Source organism: Nonomuraea longispora (genome assembly GCF_004348345.1).
GTDB lineage: Bacteria > Actinomycetota > Actinomycetes > Streptosporangiales > Streptosporangiaceae > Nonomuraea > Nonomuraea longispora.
Genome location: NZ_SMJZ01000222.1, coordinates 1 through 14,621, shown reverse-complemented (window position 1 = coordinate 14,621; position 14,621 = coordinate 1). Strand labels below are relative to the sequence as shown.

The window sequence follows — 14,621 nt, the reverse complement described above, 5'->3', positions numbered from 1 at the left end:
CCGGACGGCTGACCCGCCCCACCGAACGGCTGACCGGTCCGCGTGCGCGCCGGCCGACGCCTACCCCGGCGAGTTGTCCGTGGTGCCGTCGCCACCATGAGTTCCGGGCGGAGACGCGAAACATCCGGCCGGAAGTGTCCGGTCGGATGTTCCTGAGGTCGGCGGTCAGCTCACCGGCGCCGACGACGACGACGCCGGCGCGCACTCGCGCCGGAAGAGTCCGGATATAGGTCCGGATTGGGCACTGGTTGACGTGCAATGCCGAAGTAGTGCAGCAGAGACATGGTGACCTCCGTGATCGTGCCGCTGACGGGACCGTCATGTGCCCGTCTCCCCTGCGACAACACCCCGCCTGTGTCACGTGTGCCCGCCCGGGATGCTTCTGACCGGGTTTTTACCCCCGGGCGACGACTCCCGCCGCCCGCAAACCCTTGATCGGCCAAAGTCCCGCCCATACTCTGCCCGTGCGGATCATCCCCCTGGCCGAACCGACGGACGGAGTCACCCTCTCATGCTGATCAGGACGAAGGCCGCGTTCGTGACCTCGGTGGCCGCGATCGCCCTGGCGGGCACGCCGCCCGTGGCGCACTCCCAGGCGACGGCGGCCGGCGCGGCCTCCTGCCCGCTGGTCTTCGGGCACGGCGGCTATCCTTCCGGGCCGAACCCCTGGGAACGCGACCAGATCCGCCAGCCCAACAACGCCCGCGCCGTGAACGCCCAGAAGGATTGGGGCGCCGACGGGGTGGAAGGCGACGTGCAGCTCACCCGGCACGGCACCAAGGCCGTCATGTGGCACAACACCACCACCAACGGGTTGACGGGCACCAGGAAGAACATCACCGATCTCTGGTGGACGGCCGGAAGCGACAACCTGCGCGACCGCCGCATCGCACGCGGCCCGTACGCGGGGGAACAGGTGCACACGCTGCGGCAGTGGCTCGACCACGTGCGCTCAGCCGGCCTGATCGCTCTGCTGGAGGTCAAGCCCGAGGCCAGAGCCGTGCTCTCCGACCCCGCCTACGCCACGGCCGCGTGGAAGGAGATCTCCGACCCGATCAAGGAACGCCAGGCCTCGCAACGCATCCTGGTCTACTCGCAGGACTCCTGGATCCAGGCCGAACTCGCCAAGCGCCATCCCGGCCTGCTCAAGGGCCCCGAGGCGCGCTGGACCGACAGCGTCAGCTGGGCGGAGCCGCCACCCGCCTGGAACGGCAACGTGAGCCGCTGGCGGGAGGTGCTGGCCCAGGCGCCGAAGAGCGTGATGACGAACTTCACGAAGGAATATCGCGCCTGGCTCACCGACGCCTGCGGCTGAACGCACCGCTCCACGCCCCACCGGGTCCCCCGGCAGACCGGCACCCGGAGTTCCATCCCGGCGCCGGCGGCCGGGCGTACACGATGAACTGTGCAGGGCCGCCCTCCCGTTTCCAAGGGCATGCGCCGCCGGTCCGAGGCCGCCCGGGGGACGGCCGCGCGGCCGTCCCCCGGAGTCACGACGGCGCCTGTACGCCTGACGGGCGGCTCACCACACGTCCAGGCCCGGCCTCCGGGCGGGAGGGCCGGCGGCGGGGCAGGAACACGGAGATCGCCATGCCGGCGACCCCCGCGGCCGCCGAAATGATCAACGCGTAGCGCAGGCCGTCCTGCGTGGGCAGCGAGGCGGCGCCCAGCCGCACGGTGTGCGCGGCCAGCACGGTGCTGATCACCGCGCTGGCCGTCGCCGTGCCGATGGAGCGCATCAGCGAGTTGAACCCGTTGGCCGCGGCCGTCTCCGAGACGGGGACCGCGCTCATGATCGAGGCCGGCATCGCGGCGTAACCCAGGCCGGCCCCCGCCGAGACGATGGTCGCGGCCAGCGCGACGTGCCAGACCTCCGTCATCACGGCCAGCGCGCCGGCGTAGCCCGCGACGGCGAGCAGGGCGCCGAGGATGAGCGTCACCTTGGGGCCGTAGGCGCCGGTGATGCGGGCCGAGACGGGCGAGAGCAGGATCATCATGCCGCCGCCCACCGCCATGCAGAGCCCGGCCTCGAACAGGGAGAGCCCGAGCCCGTAACCGGTGGCGGGCGGAGCCTGGAGCACCTGGGGGAAGACGAGCTGGGTGCCGAACATGGCGAATCCGAACGCGATGGACGCCAGGTTGGTGAGCAGCACCTGACGCCGGGTGGTGGTCCGCAGGTCGACCAGAGGATTGGCGACCCGCAGCTCCACGAACGTCCAGACGGCGAAGATGACGGCCGCCGCGGCGAACAACCCCAGGGTGAGCGGGCTCGTCCAGCCCCAGCTGCCGCCCTTGCTGATGGGCAGCAGAAAGCACACCAGGCCGGCCGACAGGCCCACCACGCCGGGGAAGTCGAAGCGTCCGCCCGCGCGCAGCGACGAGTCGGGCACGATCGTGAGGGTCAGGACCAGGCCCGTCGCCCCCATCGCGGCGGCCACCAGGAAGAGCATGTGCCAGTCGGCGTACTGTGCGACGACGGCGCCCACCGGCAGCCCGATCGCGCCGCCCGCGCCCAGCGTCGCGCTCATCAGGGCCATGGCCGAGCCCAGCCGCCCGGACGGCAGCAGGTCGCGCATGATGCTGATGCCGAGCGGGATCACGCCGACCGCGCAGCCCTGGAGCGTACGGCCGAGCACCACGAGGGGCAGGGCACTGGTGAAGACGCAGATCGCCGATCCGATGACCATCAGGGCGAGGCTGATCACCATCATGCGGCGCTTGCCGTACATGTCGCCCAGCCGCCCGCTCACCGGCGTGAACACCGCCGAGGACAGCAGCGTGGAGGTGATGGCCCAGGACGCGTCCTCCGCCGGGGCCGACAGCAGCCGCGGCAGGTCGGGGATGACGGGCACCATCAGGGTGAACATCATCGACACGACCATGCCGCTGAAGGCCAGGGCGGCGGTGACGAGCCCGCTCGATCTGCTGGGGGATGGGGGAAGCGCCACCGGGCTCCGTTCGGTCGGGGACAGGACAGCACAAGGCTGCCAGACACCGCGAATGGAATACCCACCCCCCGCTCGCGCCAGACCTCGGCCCGGCCGCCCGCGCGCCAGCGGGCGTCGCCGCGTCCGTGATCGGACGCACCTTCGTGCCGTTGACGTAGTAGTCGGTCTTACTGTCCGACCACACGCGGTGGTGCGGGCCGGCGCCGGGCAGGCCGAGCGGGTGACGATCCCGCTCGCGCGGCGCGCGTTCCAGCACTGGGACGGGAGCTGGCGGACCGAGCCGGGCGAGTACACCGTGCACGCCGGCTCCAGCGTCGCCGGCCTCCCCCTCACCGCCCAGGTCAGCGCACCATGAAACGACCTCCGGCCGCGCAGTTCCTCCTGGCGCCGGTCTCGCTGCCGGTCGGCGTGGTGACCACGGTGATCGGCGGCGGCTACCTCATCGGCCTGCTGGTACGGCGGACGAGGCGCGGCACCGCCGCCTGACGGGCGGGCCGGTCACGTTCCGCACGTGGGGCAGCCGGGACGTCGCGGCACGGCTCGCGACCGGATCTCCAGCGGCCAGAAGTCCACCTCGCTCCACCTGCCGCCGAGCGCGGGCGGCAGGCCGGCGATGAGGCGGAGGGCCTCCCAGGCCAGGATGTTGCCGACGAGACCGCACAGCGCCCCCATCGCGCCCGCCTTCTCCCTCTTCCCGACGACCGTCTCCATGCCGTCGCGGCCGTGGTCGGCGAACGTCTCGGCGCGTACGCACGCCCAGCAGGCGGTCCGTCCCGGGACGATCGAGGTGCCGAGCACGCCGATGTGGTAGGCGTACCCGGTGCCCATGATGTGCGGGACACGCGGCCAGCAGGCCTCGCTCACCCAGCCCGCCACGTCGTTGGGGGTGGGCAGGTCGGCCGCGCCGACGACGACGTCCGCGCCGGCCACGACGTCCTCAAGGTCGCCGGCCCCGCCGATGCGGCGGTCGAAGGTCTCGACCTCGACGTACGGGTTCGCCTCGCGCAACCTCGCCGCGGCCGCCTCGACCTTGGGGGCGCCCACGTCGCCGACCCTGAACACCACCTGCCGGGTGAGGTTCGAGCGTTCGACCCGGTCGAAGTCGCACAGGCGGATCCGCCCGACGCCGGCGACGGCCAGCGCGAGCGCCACCCATCCGCCGATGCCGCCGACGCCGCAGACGGCGGCGGTCGCGCCGTCGACGCGCCGCTGGAGGCCGACGCCGCTCGTCTCCGGCGCCAGGCCCTCGTCGCAGAAGTCCTGGAACAGCCGGAGCTGACGGTCGTAGAACCCGGCCCGTTCCTCGCCCAGCAGGCGGAAGTCCCGTTCGGGGTCGCGGGTCCTGCTGAGCAGCCGTTCCTCCGCGAGGATCTGCACGACCTCCGCCACCCGCTGTTCCGCCTCCGGGTCGTCGCCGCGGGCCAGCGCGCCGATCTCGCCGATCGAACGGGTGCCGTCGAGCAGCCGCACCACGTCTTTCACGAAGGGGTCGCAGGCGAATCTCTTGACGGTCCGGTCCGCCAGGCACAGGAACAGCAGCGTGCCGCCGTCCGTCTGCACGATCACGCTGTCGCGCAGGCGGGGACGCCAAGCGGCCTCTGTCACGGGCATGCCTCCTCAGAAGTCGTCGAGTTCCCGAACGGCCTGGTCGAGGTCGTCGGCGACGCCGCGGCGCAGCAGCCTGGCGTACAGGCCGTCGCCGGTGACGCCCAGCCGGCGGATCAGTCGCGCCCGCGCGCTCATCTGCTCCTGGGCGTCCTCGATGATGCTCTCCGTCCGGCCCTTCCATCCGTACGCGTCCAGGAACCGGCGCAGCCGCGCGGGCCGCGCGCGGAACTCCGTGAACCCCTCGGCGGAGACCACGTGGCGGGCGTGCAGCGGCACCCAGCACAGCGCCACCGACGCCACGTCGGAGTCCACCGTGGTCGGGCCGGCGAAGTCCCAGTCGAAGAAACCGGCCAGCCGCCCGTCGTGGTAGGCGGCGTTGAACGGGCTGGCGTCGTTGTGCCCGATGACGAGCCCCGGCTCCCATGGCCGGCCGGTGCGCCAGTGAGCGCCGTCGGGCGGCACGAAGTCGGCCACCGCCTCGTGGTAGGACCGCAGCCACGACGCCACCTGCACGAGCGTGTCCTCGGTGCGGGTCCACCACGGCCACACCAGGGCGTCGCCGACCGTGTCACCCTCCAGATAGGTGAGGAGCTCGTAACCGTCGGCGTCGACGCCGAGGACCCGGGGCGCCCCCTCGAACCCTCTGCGTTCCAGGTGCCACAGCAACTCGTGCACGGACGCCGTCCACGCCCGCACGGGCCGCCGGACCCGGGACCCCACGCGTACGGCGCCGCCGTCGTTCCCGCCTCCGAGCCGACTCCCGGTCACGAGCGCCTCCCATCGGGGCAGCGGCCGGGCGGCTCACGTCGATCGAGGGTTTCCTGCTCCGTCCTCGCCCCATGAAATCTCGCACGGCGACCGCGTCCCATCAAGACCGCGTTCCCGGCAAGGCCGTGCCCGCCGGCGGGACCGTGCCCCCGCGTATGATCGACCCCGCTCCGGCGGCCGGCGCCATGGCTCTATAAGATGTAGTACTACGAAACGTAGAGTTGGAGGGCCGCCGGTGCGGGTGATCGTGGCGGGAGCGGGGATCAGCGGGCTGGCGGCGGCTCGGGGGCTCATCGCCGCCGGGCACGAGGTGGTGGTGCTGGAGCAGGCGCCGGGGCTGCGGCTGGGAGGCGGGGCCATCACCTTGTGGTGCAACGGCACGGCGATCCTCGGGGACGTCGGCGTCGACCTGGAGGGGACGGGGCAGCGGCTGACGGCGATGCGCCTGCGGACGGCGGGCGGCCATCCGGTGCTGGAACTCGACCTGGAGGAGCTGGCGGAACGGTTCGGGTCGGCGGCCCGCGTGCTCCCGCGCGGCTCGTTGATCACCCTTCTGAACGACGGGCTGCCGGAGGGCACCGTACGGTTCGGCGCGCGGGTCACGGAGGTGCTGGCCGGCCGCGACGGCGTACGGGTGCGGACGCGGACGGGCGAGGAGTTCGCCGGCGACTTCCTGGTGGGGGCCGACGGGGTGCGCTCGCGGGTGCGGGCCCTCGTGCTGGGCGACGCCCCGGCTGCGCCGACCGGCGCGGCGATCTGGCAAGGGCTGACGCCGGCCCCGTTCGACCTGGGCTCGGTCACGACGCTGATGGTCGGCAGGCAGGGCGACTTCGGTTACGCGAGCGCGGGCGACGGGCTCATGCAGTGGTTCTTCGACGTGCCGTGGTCGCCCGGCACACCGAGGGAGGACAAGCCGCTGGAGATGTTACGCCGACGGTTCGGGGGATGGGCCTCCCCCGTCGAGCAGGTGCTGGACTCGCTGCGCGACGGCGACGCCGGGTTGTTCCCGCACACCCGGCACAAGGTGCCGTGCCGCTGGGGCCACAACCGGTGCGTGCTGCTCGGGGACGCCGCGCACGGCATGCCGCCTGTCGGGGCGCAGGGCACCAACCAGGCCCTTGAGGACGTGGCGACCCTGGTTGACTGCCTGGCCACGGTGCCCGACCCGGCCGCGGTCGTCGGCGTCTACTCCGCCAGGCGCAGGCGGCGGGCGGCCCTGGCCTCCACCGTCGCCTCGAACACCCTGGCCGTGTCCGGCCCGCGTACGTTGATGCAGAGCGAGCGCCTCATGCGCATGAACGGCGCCGCGCCGCCACGGCTGGCCACCCGGGGGTTCGGACGCCTGCTCAGCGCCCTCAGCGACCGGATCTGAGAGCTCCCGGGGCGCCGCCGCCCTCCTCGATCACGCGGCGGGCCCACGCCACTTCGAGCTTCCCCGTGGGCGTCCTGCGCAGGGCCGGGAGGAGCACGATGGCGCGTGGCACCTTGTAGCCGGCCAGGCCGCGGCGGACCCAGTCCTGGAGCTCCCGCTCCGTGAGCGTGCCGTCCCCGGTGGCGACCACCGCCGAGACGCGCTCGCCCCACGTCTCGTCCCGGACGCCGACCACGACGCAGTCGTTCACGCCCGGGTGGGCGAGCAGCGCGTTCTCGACCTCCTGCGGGAAGACCTTCTCCCCGCCCGTGTTGATCACGCCCGAGTCCCGGCCGAGGAAGGTGATCGCGCCGTCCTCCTCGACCCGCGCGAGGTCGCCGGGGACGGAGTGGCGGACGCCGTCGATGACGCGGAACGTGGCCTCGGTCCTGGCGGGGTCCTTGTGGTAGCCGAGCGGCAGCGGGCCGGCGTAGGCGAGCACGCCCGTCTCCCCGCTGCCGGGGGCGATCTCCGCGCCGTCGGAGGAGATGACCTTGGTCGCCGGCACCGGGTGGAAGCGGCTGGGCAGGTCGCCGGTGAAGGAGGTGATGGCGAAGGCGAACGGCCCTCCCTCGCTGGAGGCGAGCGCGTCGATGATCGTGACGTCGGCCCGCTCGTGCAGGGCACGCTTGAGCCCGTCGCTGAGGACCGTGCCCGAGCTGATCACCGACGAGAGCGAGGTCAGGTCGTACGGCCTCCCGGCGTCCTGCGCCGCGACGAGCTCGTCCACGAGCGGCCGGCACACCGCGTTGCCCGCCACGATGATCGTGCCGGCCCGCCGCGCCGCGACGGTCTCCCAGACGTGCCGCGCGTCGAGCCCGCCCTGGCGGGTCGTGATGACCCGGCCGCCGGTGAGCAGGGCGCCCATCGAGTTGAACAGCCCGGTGGCGTGCATGAGCGGGACCACCGGCAGCGTGGCGGGCGCCCGGCCCTCCGCGTGCGCCGTCTCCGCGATCCGCGCCGCCTCGTCGAGCGTCGAGGGCAGCTCGGACACGCCCAGCGGCCGGAAGATCGGCACCGTCAGCGAGTGCAGCAGGTCGCCCTGCCGCCAGATGACGCCCTTCGGCCGGCCCGTGGTGCCGCCGGTGTACATGAACAGGCGGTCCGTGCTCGGCCGTGACGCGGCGGGTCTCGGCTCCGTACCGGCGAGGAGATCGTCGAGGCCGGTCGCGGGAGGGCCGGCGGGCTCACCGGCGGGCTCACCGGCGCGTACGAGCAGGCGCAGCGTGGGCACCGTACGCGCGGCGTGGCCGACGTGGGCGGCCAGCTCACCGCTGAAGACGATCGCCGCGGCGTCGGCGTCGCGCAGCACGGCGGACAGTTCCTTCCCGGTGTAGCGGTAGTTGGCGTTGACCGGCACGGCGCCGAGCTTGAACGCGGCGAAGACGGTCTCGAGGTAGGCCGCGCCGTTGTACAGGTAGCAGGCCACCGTGTCGCCCGGCCCGACCCCGGCCCGCTCCAGCGCCGTGGCCAGCCGCGCCGCCCGGTCCTCGAACTCGGCGTACGTGTGATCGCGGCCCGGCTCGGAGATGGCCACGGCGCCGGGGAGGCGCCGGGCGACGGCCTCCCAGATCGTGCCGATGGAGACGTCCACGGATCGGCCCCCTTCTCGTCCCCCCGGCGGAACGCGTCGGCTGCGCCACATGGTAGGCACGGGCATGATCCGGGCGACACCGCCCAAATGACCGGGCGGTGGGTGGACAAATGACGTAGCCGTCTCCCTCGCCCGGGGGACGTTCCTCCCCTGCGGCGGGGAAGGAGGCCGGGGCGTGCGGCCGTACGGTGACGTGCATGACGCATTCCGAGCCGCGGCGCCGCCGCGCACGACGCTGGCCGGCGTACGCGGTGGCGGGGTCGTTCCTCGGTTACGCCGCAGGGAAGGCCGCCTTCGCCACGCAGGCGAGGCTCGGGTTCCCCGGCGGGCCGCCGGTCTCGCCCGCCGAGGCCGCGGGCTACTTCCTGGACCCGGCCGCGGCGCAGTGGCTCGCGGCCGCGTCGGGGGTGGCGGCAGCCGGGGTGGTCCTCCTCACGGTCCTGCCGCTGGGCCGCCGGGTGCCCAGGCGGCTGATGCTGCCCGTGCTCGCCGTGATGGCCCTGGCCGTCGGCGGCGGCGGCGGGATCATGGCCGTGGACGGCCTGATCGGCATCGGCGTGGGCTGGGGGTGGCACCACGGGCTTCTCGGGCTCGCCGTGACCGGGTTGTTCCTGGAGACGATCCGTTCGTACGCTGTCTCCACCGGCCGACGGCGATTTGTGGACGGTGGGGCCGGGCCCTAAAGTCACGCCTCGTGAGACCTTTCATGATCACGGTGCTGGCGGGCACCCTCGCCGCCTCACTGACCGGGCCGTGGGCGGCGACCGCCGCCGCGGAAACGGCGAGCCATCCCGTCGACCGCTCCGAGCTGACCGCCAACGCGCTCTACGACGCGGGTCCGCTGCCCGCCACGAAGTGCACGGAGCCGCCGGTCAGGCGCGACGACCGCAGGCTGGCGCGCGCCTACGTCAACGCGGTCGTCGCCTGCCTGGAGCGGGCGTGGAAACGGCACCTCACCGGCGCGGGCCTGCCGTACGAGCCGGTCAGGGTGCGGCACATGAGCCGGATCCCGAGCGACCACTGCGACCTGCCCGTGGACGGCGCCGACTCCCAGGCGTGGTACTGCGAGAAGTCCCGCACGCTGATCTTCCAGATCGGCAAGGAGTGGGCCGCCGCCCCCTCCGACCTCTGGTTGTTCCACACGGCCGCCTCCCTGTACGCCTATCACGTGCAGCACCTGACCGGGATCTCGGCCGCCCTCGGGGAACTGAACGCCGGCTCGAAGGCCGAGTCCCGTGAGCAGTCCCGGCGCTACTTCCTCCAGTCGGCGTGCCTGGGCGGCGCGTTCATGAAGAGCGTCTGGCCCATGAAGGGGCGCTCCGCGAAGGACTGGCACCGCTTCAAGACCCTCCCCGTCGGCGACGATGACGGCAGGAACAGCTGGTACGGCACGACCGCCACGGTCCGCTCCTGGGTGGGGCGCGGTTTCGCCACCGGCGACCCCGGCTCGTGCAACACCTGGGCGGCCACGTCGGCCGAGGTGTCCTGACGCGCGACCGCACAGGTCGGCCGTGCGGGTCAGCCGGGGACGCGGAGGGCGAGCATGGCGACGTCGTCGTCGTTGTCAGTGGGGCGCACGTTGGCGAGCAGGGCGTCGCAGATCGTGCCAAGGGGCCTGTCCACCAGGGAGGAGGCCTGCCGGGCGAGCCTGTCCAGGCCCTCGTCGAGGGAGTGGCCGGGAGACTCGATCAGCCCGTCGGTGTAGAGCAGCAGCACCGCGCCGGGCGGCAGGTGGACGGCGGCGTCGTCGCGGTCGGGGGACAGCCCGGTGCCCAGCAGGAGGCCGCTGCCCTCGTCCAGGAAGCGGGCCGGCCCGTCGCGTTCGGCCAGGAGGGGCGGCGGATGGCCGGCGTTGGTCCAGCGCAGCCGCCAGGCGCCTTCCAGGCGTTCCACCCGGGCGAAGACGACGGTCGCCATCGTCGTCTCGGCCATGCGCACGACCGCCTCGTCGAGCCGGTTCACGATCACGCTGGGAGGCTCCTCCACCTCCCCGGCGTACGCGCGGAGCATGTTGCAGACCTGGGCCATGCCCGCCGCGGCGTCGAGGTCGTGGCCGACGACGTCGCCGATCACCAGCCCTGCCGACCCGTCCGACAGGACGAAGGCGTCGTACCAGTCGCCGCCGACCTGTGAGGCGTCGGGCGCGGGCAGGTAGCGGGCGGCCATCTGCAGCCCCGGCACGCGGGGCAGCGCCGGCAGCAGATGGCGCTGCATGGTCTCCGCGACCCGGCGCTGCCGTTCGTACAGGCGGGCGTTGTCGAGCGCGAGCCCGGCGCGGCGGGCGATGTCCTCGGCCAGCAGCATGTCGTCCGGCGTGAACGCCGCCGAGCGCTCGGAACGTCCCAAGGTCAGCGCGCCCACCACCTCCCGCACGCCGCGGATGGGCGCGATGCTCGCGGAGTGCATGCCGGTCCCGTCGAACAGCTCGCGCTGCGCCACCGCGATGTCCGAGTCGGGAGGGCCCTGGTAGTCCTGCGGTCCCACCAGCGAGGGCGTGACCCCGCGCAGCGCACGCGACAGGGGCATCGAGGACTCCTGCGGCACGGGCGTCATCGGCCCCTCCAGGTCTCGCCGGTGCACCCGGACGCCGTTCTCGTAGTGCACCACGGCGGCGCGCGACACCCCGCCCTCCTCGGTGAGCAGGTCCACCACCGCCCAGTCCGCCATCAGGGGGACCACCAGGCGGATGAGCTGGCGTACGGTGTCGTCGACGACCAGGCTCGCGGTGAGGGTCGCGGTCGCCTCCGCCAGCAGGGCCAGCCGGTCCAGTTCGGCCATCGACGCCGCAGACGGTCTGCCTCCCTCCGCGGCGCCGGACGTGGATCCCTCGCGGAAGAGCACCAGGGCGCCCTTGTCGCCCTCGCCGTTCTGGTAGGGGGTCACCAACCAGGACACCGCGAGCAGCGAGCCGTTCCCGCACTCCAGCCATTCATCGTCGCACTGGCGGGTCTCGCCGGCGATGAGGGCCTGCCGCACCGTGCACCGGCTGCGCGGCAGGGGCTCGCCGTACTTCCCGCGGTGCAGCAGATCGTGGGCGTCCTTGCCCAGCAGGGTCGAGGCGGCGCGGTCGAGGATCTGCTCGGCCCGGGGGTTGACGTCCACGATGTGCCCGCGGTCGTCCACCACGTACGTTCCCACGTCGGACAGGTCCCGCAGCCGGAAATCGTACCCGCCCCCCGCTGGAACGTTCATCGCAGCTCCTTTCCCCGTGCTGCGATCTCTACCCAGCGACCTCCCACATCACCATCCAGTCATTACGGACATTTCACGGCAGCGAGCAGGGCGATGCCGTGACGCCACCTGACGCCACCTGCCTACCAGTCGCCCCGGTAGAGCTGGCCGCGGATCGCACCGCCGGGGAACTGGGCGGTGTGCAGATTCGCGTACCAGTTGCCGGGGTTGTTCCAGATGCGGCGGGCCAGCGCGGCGGAGACTGCGGCGCTGCCCGCGACGCCGTTGACGCCGGCCGGCAGGCCCTTCTTCGCGGCGAGGAAGGGCACGGCCACCGGCCCGTTCTTGCCCTTCGGCGCCCGGTGGAGATGCGCGCCCACCGGCGCTCCGATCCGTTCCCACGCGGCGGCGAACCACACCCGCCCGCCCTGCGGCTGCACCAGCCAGCCGGCGCGGCCGTCGCGGTCGCCGACCTTCGTGCCTGCCGCCGGGACCTCCTGCCGCCCGTCCGCCCGCGTGGTGAGCGTGGTGGTGAACCCGTGCGACAGCACCGACTCCAGCGCCACCGGGCGGATCCGGTGCAGCTGGGCGCGCGCGGCTCCGGCGGCGAACTTCTTATTGTGCAGGTTGGCGTACCAGTTGCCCGGATTGTTGAGGATGCGGCCGAGCAGGGCGCGGTCCTTGACGGTGACCGCGCCCTTGACGGCGTGGAGGGTCGCGGGCAGCGCCTGGCCGAAGAACGGAATCTTGACCTCGCCGTTCTCCCCGGCCTGGCCGCGGTGGATGTGGAACCCGCTGGGCGCGGCGATCTTGTGCCATCGCACGGCGTACTCGACCCGGTGGCCGTGGACGCGGAACACGGCGATCGCGCTGCCGTCCCGGTCGCCGGCCTTCGTCCCCTTGACGGGCACCTCGTTGGCGCCGTCGAGCACCGCCGCCAGGTACACGGGCGTGGTGGCGCCGGCGGGAACCGGGGCGAGCGAGGCGGCGACCAACGCCGCGGCGACGGCCAGGCCGGGAACGCTGAGGGTACGCATGTCCATGATTGCCCTTTCAGTGGTCTCTCGGCCTGGTACGGCCTCCTCCCCCGCCGGGGTTCAACCACCGTCCGGGCATCGCCTAGTCGCCCGTGATCAGCCGGCGTTCCAGCTGCAGGATGGGCTTGGTGCCCGAGCTGTCGTAGTTGCCCAGCGTCACCGACACCCAGTCCAGATCGGGATAGACGTTGTACGTGTCGCCCACACCCGGGCCGCCCCCCGTGTGGCCGTAGAGCCGCCGGCCGCCGAAGATGTGCGTCGCGAACCCGTAGCCGTAGTGCGAGCACGACAGCAGCGAGTCCTGCCCCTCCTCGGGAGGCACGACGGTCTTGCCGCTCGTGGCCAGCTCGACGGTCGCGTGGTCGAGCAGCCTGCCGTCCTGCCGCAGCGCCGTCACGAATTTCAGCAGCTCCCCTGTCGTGGAGTACGAGCCGCCCGCGGGCAGGCCGACGAACGGGGCCATCTCGCTCGTCGTGAAGTCGAAACGTGCACCGGTTTCGCGGTCGGTCGCGTAGGAGTGGGCGATGTCGTCCGCGGCCAGGATCTCCGGCCGGGTGTAGAAGTCCGTACGTCTCATCCCGGCCGGGGCGAACACGTGCTCGCGTACGTAGTCGTAGTAGTTCTGGCCCGACACCTCGGCCACGATGGCGCCGAGCACGACGAACCCGTCGTTGCTGTACTGGTATCGCGTGCCCGGCGTGAACTGCGTCGGCAGGCCCCTGATGATCTTCTGGGTGCCCTCCCACACCTCCTCGACCGTGTCCCACGCCCGCTCCTCCGGGTCAGGCGGCCCCGTCATCTTCGGCGGCCTGCCCACCCCGGACGTGTGCGTCAGCAGCTGGTGCACGGTCACGTTCTTCGCCACTTCGGCGGGGAAGCCGTCCAGGTAGGCGCCCAGCTTCTCGTGGAGCGCCACCTTGCGCCGCTGCACCAGCTGCAGCACGGCCGTGGCGGTGAAGCACTTGCCGATCGAGCCGAGGTTGAAGAGGGTGTCCGTGCGGTTGCGGACCTTCCCGGCCTTGTCCGCCATGCCGTAGGCGCGCTGCAGCACGGGCTCGCCGCGGTGGGCCAGCAGCACCGTGCCGGAGAACTCGTCCGCCTTGGCGCGGGCGGCGACGTAGCGGTCGTACTCGCCGCCGGGGCGCAGTTCCTTCGGTACGCGTCCGCGCCGGGACGGGGCGGCGTGCGCGGGTCCTGCCCCCATGCCGCCGGCGACCGCGAACGGCGCGGCTCCCATCGCCCCCAGCAAGGACCGCCGCGACGCCACAGGTGATCGACGTTCCATGATCATGCCTCCTCCACGGACGACCGGCACGGTCTTCCCCTGGCACGCGATCCAATCCGGTGAGGCGTTTCCTGGGCGTTACCGCCTCCGCCGCGCGTGGCACCCTTCAGTGGCGTCCCGCCACGCGCGGCCGGCTGACGGGCACCCCTCCAGAACCCGGCGGGAAGCGGGATGGCACGCTGTGCCTGACAACCGCCGGAAGGAGCCGCGCATGAAGATCGTGGTCGACGACCTGTCCAGCCCGGAGATCGCCACGTTCCTTGACGAGCACGTACAGCAGATGCGCTCCATCACGCCCCTGGAGAGCAAGCACGCGCTCGACCTCGACGGGCTGCGCGAACCCGGGGTCACGTTCTGGTCGGTCATGGACGGCGACACGATCGTCGGCTGCGGGGCGATCAAACGGCTGGACTCCGGCCACGCCGAGGTGAAGTCGATGCGCACCTCGCGGGCGCGACGGCAGAGCGGGATCGCGTCGCTGCTGCTGGAGCACATCATCGCCGAGGCCCGCAGGATGGGCTTCACCCGGCTGAGCCTGGAGACCGGGTCGGCGGCGTTCTTCCTGCCCGCGCGGCGGTTGTACGAGAAGTTCGGCTTCGCGTACTGCGAGCCGTTCGCCGGCTACCGGCCCGACCCGCACAGCGCGTTCATGACGAGAACCCTCTGACGCCTCGCGGCCCCCCGCTGCCCCGCCCGGCGTCGCAGCAGAGTCTCGAGGGAACGTGGAGCGTCTCGCCGGTGATCGGCGCGGCGGCGTCGGAGCACAACCACAGGACCGCTCGGGCGACACCCTCGGCAC

Annotated in this window: 14 protein-coding genes; 7 read left to right on the top strand and 7 right to left on the bottom strand. The window is 72.6% G+C overall.

What is annotated here, in order from left to right; all coding sequences use genetic code 11:
- The first annotated feature begins 511 nt into the window (after positions 1–511).
- Complete coding sequence (locus E1267_RS37395) at positions 512–1,315, top strand: glycerophosphodiester phosphodiesterase family protein (RefSeq protein WP_132339977.1); 804 nt, start codon at positions 512–514, stop codon at positions 1,313–1,315.
- 175 nt (positions 1,316–1,490) lie between these two features.
- On the opposite strand, the gene E1267_RS37390 is transcribed toward E1267_RS37395, so the two are convergent.
- Entirely contained in the window at positions 1,491–2,948 is a 1,458-nt protein-coding gene (locus tag E1267_RS37390) for an MFS transporter (protein ID WP_246064500.1), read from the bottom strand.
- A gap of 187 nt (positions 2,949–3,135) precedes the next feature.
- Between E1267_RS37390 and E1267_RS44950 the strand changes: the two genes are divergently transcribed.
- Complete coding sequence (locus E1267_RS44950; protein WP_165960009.1) at positions 3,136–3,303, top strand: fibronectin type III-like domain-contianing protein; 168 nt, start codon at positions 3,136–3,138, stop codon at positions 3,301–3,303.
- On the top strand, positions 3,300–3,434 hold the full coding sequence (locus E1267_RS47475) for a hypothetical protein (protein WP_281283739.1): 135 nt from the start codon (positions 3,300–3,302) through the stop codon (positions 3,432–3,434). The genes E1267_RS44950 and E1267_RS47475 overlap by 4 nt, the downstream gene beginning before the upstream one ends.
- A 12-nt stretch (positions 3,435–3,446) precedes the next feature.
- On the opposite strand, the gene E1267_RS37380 is transcribed toward E1267_RS47475, so the two are convergent.
- Positions 3,447–4,553 carry a HesA/MoeB/ThiF family protein gene (locus E1267_RS37380; RefSeq protein WP_165960008.1) on the bottom strand — a complete coding sequence of 369 codons (1,107 nt, stop codon included), beginning with the start codon at positions 4,551–4,553 and terminating at the stop codon, positions 3,447–3,449.
- 12 nt (positions 4,554–4,565) lie between these two features.
- On the bottom strand, positions 4,566–5,324 hold the full coding sequence (locus tag E1267_RS37375; protein ID WP_132339969.1) for a phosphotransferase: 759 nt from the start codon (positions 5,322–5,324) through the stop codon (positions 4,566–4,568).
- Positions 5,325–5,559: 235 nt separating this feature from the next.
- Here E1267_RS37375 and E1267_RS37370 point away from each other — a divergent pair, with 235 nt between their 5' ends.
- Positions 5,560–6,696: an FAD-dependent oxidoreductase gene (locus E1267_RS37370; RefSeq protein WP_132339966.1), complete on the top strand. Its 1,137-nt coding sequence runs from the start codon at positions 5,560–5,562 to the stop codon at positions 6,694–6,696.
- On the opposite strand, the gene E1267_RS37365 is transcribed toward E1267_RS37370, so the two are convergent.
- On the bottom strand, positions 6,680–8,329 hold the full coding sequence (locus tag E1267_RS37365) for an AMP-binding protein (RefSeq protein ID WP_132339964.1): 1,650 nt from the start codon (positions 8,327–8,329) through the stop codon (positions 6,680–6,682). The two genes, E1267_RS37370 and E1267_RS37365, sit on opposite strands and share 17 nt — an antisense overlap.
- Before the next feature lie 197 nt (positions 8,330–8,526).
- Between E1267_RS37365 and E1267_RS37360 the strand changes: the two genes are divergently transcribed.
- Together E1267_RS37360 and E1267_RS37355 are read left to right on the top strand one after the other, a co-directional pair.
- The gene (locus tag E1267_RS37360; protein WP_132339962.1) at positions 8,527–9,012 is read left to right on the top strand and encodes a hypothetical protein; all 486 of its coding nucleotides are present in this window, start codon (positions 8,527–8,529) and stop codon (positions 9,010–9,012) included.
- 11 nt (positions 9,013–9,023) lie between these two features.
- Positions 9,024–9,818 (top strand): neutral zinc metallopeptidase, encoded by a 795-nt coding sequence (locus E1267_RS37355; RefSeq protein WP_132339960.1) that lies wholly within the window; start codon positions 9,024–9,026, stop codon positions 9,816–9,818.
- Between the two features lie 29 nt (positions 9,819–9,847).
- On the opposite strand, the gene E1267_RS37350 is transcribed toward E1267_RS37355, so the two are convergent.
- The 3 genes from E1267_RS37350 to E1267_RS37340 all read right to left on the bottom strand — a co-directional run bounded on the left by E1267_RS37350 (position 9,848) and on the right by E1267_RS37340 (position 13,822).
- Positions 9,848–11,521, bottom strand: coding sequence for a SpoIIE family protein phosphatase (locus E1267_RS37350; RefSeq protein WP_132339958.1), 1,674 nt, complete (start codon positions 11,519–11,521; stop codon positions 9,848–9,850).
- Positions 11,522–11,643: 122 nt separating this feature from the next.
- The gene (locus E1267_RS37345; protein ID WP_132339956.1) at positions 11,644–12,543 is read right to left on the bottom strand and encodes a CHRD domain-containing protein; all 900 of its coding nucleotides are present in this window, start codon (positions 12,541–12,543) and stop codon (positions 11,644–11,646) included.
- Between the two features lie 76 nt (positions 12,544–12,619).
- Entirely contained in the window at positions 12,620–13,822 is a 1,203-nt protein-coding gene (locus E1267_RS37340; RefSeq protein ID WP_220449863.1) for a serine hydrolase domain-containing protein, read from the bottom strand.
- A gap of 211 nt (positions 13,823–14,033) precedes the next feature.
- Here E1267_RS37340 and E1267_RS37335 point away from each other — a divergent pair, with 211 nt between their 5' ends.
- On the top strand, positions 14,034–14,489 hold the full coding sequence (locus E1267_RS37335) for a GNAT family N-acetyltransferase (RefSeq protein ID WP_132339954.1): 456 nt from the start codon (positions 14,034–14,036) through the stop codon (positions 14,487–14,489).
- Positions 14,490–14,621: the final 132 nt, after the last annotated feature.